This window comes from Streptomyces sp. SM1 (genome assembly GCF_002910825.1).
Taxonomy (GTDB): Bacteria; Actinomycetota; Actinomycetes; order Streptomycetales; family Streptomycetaceae; genus Streptomyces; species Streptomyces okerensis.
On the sequence record NZ_NEUB01000362.1, the window covers coordinates 1 to 3871 of the forward strand.

The following is a 3871-nucleotide window of genomic DNA, read 5'->3' on the forward strand; positions in this document are numbered from 1 at the left end:
AGTCGTGCCGCAGGGCGATGGGGGTCCCCCCGCTCGAGCGAAGCCGAGAGCGGGGGAGGCACCCCGCAAGCGCCGGGCCGCGCAACCACCCCCGGCCAGCACCCACGCCGGGACCGCGCGCACCCCGGCCGCACGACCCACGCCACCCCCGCCGCACCTCCCGGACGCCGGTTGCGAAACCGCCCGCGCCGCTACATGCGCGACACGTTCCGCTCGTACACCAGGCGGAGCCCGATCAGCGTCAGCCACGGCTCGTGCTCGTCGATGACCGAGCTCTCGCCCAGCACCATCGGCGCCAGCCCGCCCGTCGCGATCACCGTCACGTCCTCGGGGTCGTCCGCCAGCTCCCGGGCCATCCGGTGGACCACGCCGTCGACCTGGCCGGCGAAGCCGTAGATGATGCCGGACTGCATCGCCTCGACGGTGTTCTTCCCGATCACGCTCCGCGGCCGCGCCACCTCGATCTTGCGCAGCTGCGCGCCGCGGACGCCGAGCGCCTCGACCGAGATCTCGATGCCGGGCGCGATGACACCCCCGACGTACTCCCCGCGCGCGCTGACCGCGTCGAACGTCGTCGCCGTACCGAAGTCGACGACGATGGCCGGGCCGCCGTAGAGATCGACCGCGGCGACCGTGTTGATGATGCGGTCCGCGCCGACCTCCTTGGGGTGGTCGGTGAGGATCGGCACGCCCGTCTTCACGCCCGGCTCCACGAGCATCGCCGGCACGTCCCCGTAGTACCGGCGGGTGACCTCGCGCAGTTCGTGCAGCACGGACGGGACCGTCGCGCAGATGGCGATGCCGTCGATGCCGTCGCCCAGTTCGTCACCGAGCAGCGGGTGCATGCCCATGAGGCCCTGGAGGAGGACCGCGAGCTCGTCCGCCGTGCGGCGCGCGTCCGTGGAGATGCGCCAGTGTTCGACGATGTCGTCGCCGTCGAACAGGCCCAGGACGGTGTGTGTGTTGCCTACGTCGATGGTCAGCAGCATGGCCGGTCCTACTCCGCCGCTCGCAGGTCGAGACCGATGTCGAGGATCGGCGCGGAGTGGGTGAGGGCCCCCACGGCCAGGTAGTCGACGCCCGTGTCGGCGTACGCCTTGGCGTTGGTCAGCGTGAGGCGGCCGGAGGCCTCCAGGGCGGCGCGGCCGTCGACGAGGGCCACCGCCTCCGCGCACTCCTCCGGGGTGAAGTTGTCCAGCAGGATCAGGTCGGCGCCGGCGTCCAGCACCTCGCGGAGCTGGTGCAGGGTGTCGACCTCGACCTCGACCGGGACGTCGGGGAAGCGTTCGCGGACCGCGCTGAAGGCCTCGGCCACGCCGCCCGCCGCCACCACGTGGTTGTCCTTCACCAGGGCCGCGTCCGAGAGGGACATGCGGTGGTTGACCCCGCCGCCGCAGCGCACGGCGAACTTCTCCAGGCTGCGCAGGCCGGGCGTGGTCTTGCGGGTGTCGCGGACCTTCGCCCTGGTGCCCTCGAGGGCGTCCGCCCACGCGCGGGTGGCGGTCGCGATGCCCGACAGCCGGCACAGGAGGTTCAGGGCGCTGCGTTCCGCGGTGAGGATGTCGCGGGTGCGGGTCGTGACGGAGAGCAGGGTCCGGCCGGCTTCGACGCGGTCACCGTCCTCCGCGTGGCGTTCGACCTCGAACTCCTCCGTGCAGACGATCGACATGACCGCCTCGGCGATCCTGAGGCCCGCCACGGTGCCGGCCTCCCGCGCGGTGAAGTCGGCGGTGGCGACGGCGTCCTCCGGGATGGTCGCGACCGTGGTCACGTCCGCGCCGTGGGCCAGGTCCTCCTGGAGGGCCACGTTGGCGATGTCCTCGACCTCCACGGGGTCGAGACCCGCGTCGGCGAGGAGCTGGGCGAGCGCGGGGTCGAGGCCGCACTCCAGGTAGGTCTCCTCTTCGGCGCCGCAGGCACAGCCGTCGCCACAGCCGCCGGAGGAAAGGAGGGGAAGGTCGGGGGTGGTCACTGCTGTCACTGCTCCTGGGGCTGGGGGAGGGTCGGGGGGAAGTCTGTGGTGCCGGTGGTGTGCGCCGCCAGCGATCGGTCCGGATTCAGCCGTACGACGATGTGGCGGCGCCAGTTCGCGTCGTCACGCTCCGGGTGGTCCTCGCGCCAGTGGCAGCCGCGGGTCTCCTCGCGACGCCGCGCGGCGTCGACCAGGACGCGGGCCACGCACAGGAGGTTGGTGGACTCCCAGGTGTCGACGCCGGGCTCGGCGGTCTTGCCGTCCTCGACGAGGGCGTCGCGCGCGTCGGCGTGCAGCCGGTGGAGCCGGTCGGCCGCCTGGGCGAGGGAGGCCTCGGAACGCAGTACGCCCGCCCCTCTGGTCATGATCCGCTGGATGGTGAGGCGGGACTCCGGGGGGAGGAGGGGGTGGGCGGGACGCTCCGTGGCGGGCAGCGGCTGCGGCACACGAGGGCGGAGGGTTCCGGTGCGGGCGATGTCGGCGGCGATGCGCTCGGCGTAGACCAGCCCTTCGAGGAGGGAGTTGGAGGCGAGGCGGTTGGCGCCGTGCACACCGGTGCAGGCGACCTCGCCGCACGCGTACAGGCCGGGGACGGTGGTGCGGCCGCGGGAGTCGGTGCGGACGCCGCCGGAGGCGTAGTGGGCGGCCGGGGCGACGGGGACGGGCTCGGTGACCGGGTCGATGCCGTGGGCGCGGCAGGCGGCGAGGATCGTGGGGAAGCGGTGTTCCCACATCTCGGCACCGAAGTGGCGGGCGTCGAGGTACATGTGCTCGGCGTCCTGCTCCCGCATGCGGCGCATGATGCCCTTGGCGACGATGTCGCGCGGCGCGAGTTCGGCGAGTTCGTGCTGCCCCCGCATGAAGCGCACCCCGTCGGCGTCCACGAGGTGGGCGCCCTCGCCGCGTACGGCCTCGGAGACCAGGGGCTGCTGGCCTTCCGCGTCCGGTCCGAGGAAGAGGACCGTGGGGTGGAACTGGACGAATTCGAGATCGCTCACCTCGGCGCCCGCGCGCAGCGCGAGGGCCACGCCGTCTCCCGTGGAGACGGCGGGGTTCGTGGTGGCCGAGAAGACCTGGCCCATGCCGCCGGTGGCCAGGACCACGGCGGGGGCGTGGACGGCTCCCACGCCGTCGTGCCGGCCCTCGCCCATCACGTGCAGGGTGACTCCGGCGGTTCGGCCCTCGGCGTCCGTGAGGAGGTCCAGGACGAGCGCGTTCTCGACGGTCCGCAGTCCCCGCGCGCGGACCGCCTCGACGAGGGCACGGGAGATCTCCGCGCCGGTGGCGTCGCCGCCCGCGTGGGCGATGCGTCGGCGGTGGTGGCCGCCCTCCCGGGTCAGTTCCAGGGCGCCGTCGGCCGACTCGTCGAAGTGCGCGCCGGTCGCGATGAGACGGCGTACGGCGTCGGGGCCCTCGGTGACCAGGATGCGGACCGCTTCCTCGTCGCACAGGCCCGCGCCGGCGACCAGGGTGTCGTCCTGGTGCTGCCCGGGAGTGTCGCCCTCGCCGAGCGCGGCGGCGATGCCGCCCTGGGCCCAGCGGGTGGAGCCGTCGTCGAGGCGGGCCTTGGTGACGACCACCGTGGTCAGGCCGGCGGCCTCGCAGCGCAGGGCCGCGGTGAGGCCGGCGACGCCGGAGCCGACGACCACGACGTCGGCGTCGATGGACCACCCGGCCGCGGGAGCGTGCAGTCTTATGCCGGTGCTGGTCACGAGGCGGCTCCGAAGGTTCCGAAGGTCAGCGGGACGTTGTCGATCAGCCGGGTGGCGCCCACGCGGGCGGCGACGGCGAGGACGGCCTCACCGGTGAAGCCGTCGCCGACCTCGGTGAAACCGGACGGGTCGACCAGGGCCAGGTAGTCCAGGGCGAGCGGGGGGTCGAGACGGGCGGCCTCGTCGA

Annotated in this window: 4 protein-coding genes; all 4 read right to left on the reverse strand. The window is 73.7% G+C overall.

The annotated features are described in order from the left end of the window. Positions 1-191 precede the first annotated feature (191 nt). Positions 192-989, reverse strand: coding sequence for a type III pantothenate kinase (locus B9S61_RS09260; protein WP_103541829.1), 798 nt, complete (start codon positions 987-989; stop codon positions 192-194). A gap of 8 nt (positions 990-997) precedes the next feature. Continuing rightward, positions 998-1972, reverse strand: a complete 975-nt coding sequence (gene nadC / locus B9S61_RS09265; RefSeq protein ID WP_103541830.1) for a carboxylating nicotinate-nucleotide diphosphorylase — start codon at positions 1970-1972, stop codon at positions 998-1000. A 5-nt stretch (positions 1973-1977) separates the two neighbouring features. Further along, positions 1978-3684 carry an L-aspartate oxidase gene (locus tag B9S61_RS09270; RefSeq protein WP_103541831.1) on the reverse strand — a complete coding sequence of 569 codons (1707 nt, stop codon included), beginning with the start codon at positions 3682-3684 and terminating at the stop codon, positions 1978-1980. Beyond that, positions 3681-3871, reverse strand: a 191-nt coding sequence (locus tag B9S61_RS09275) for a pantoate--beta-alanine ligase (RefSeq protein WP_146064760.1), incomplete at its 5' end; no start/stop codon positions are given. The genes B9S61_RS09275 and B9S61_RS09270, both read right to left, overlap by 4 nt.

Excerpts from the sequence above, each read along its gene's own strand:
- B9S61_RS09260 (WP_103541829.1), bottom strand. The coding sequence starts at position 989 with ATGCTGCTGACCATCGACGTAGGCAACACACACACCGTCCTGGGCCTG.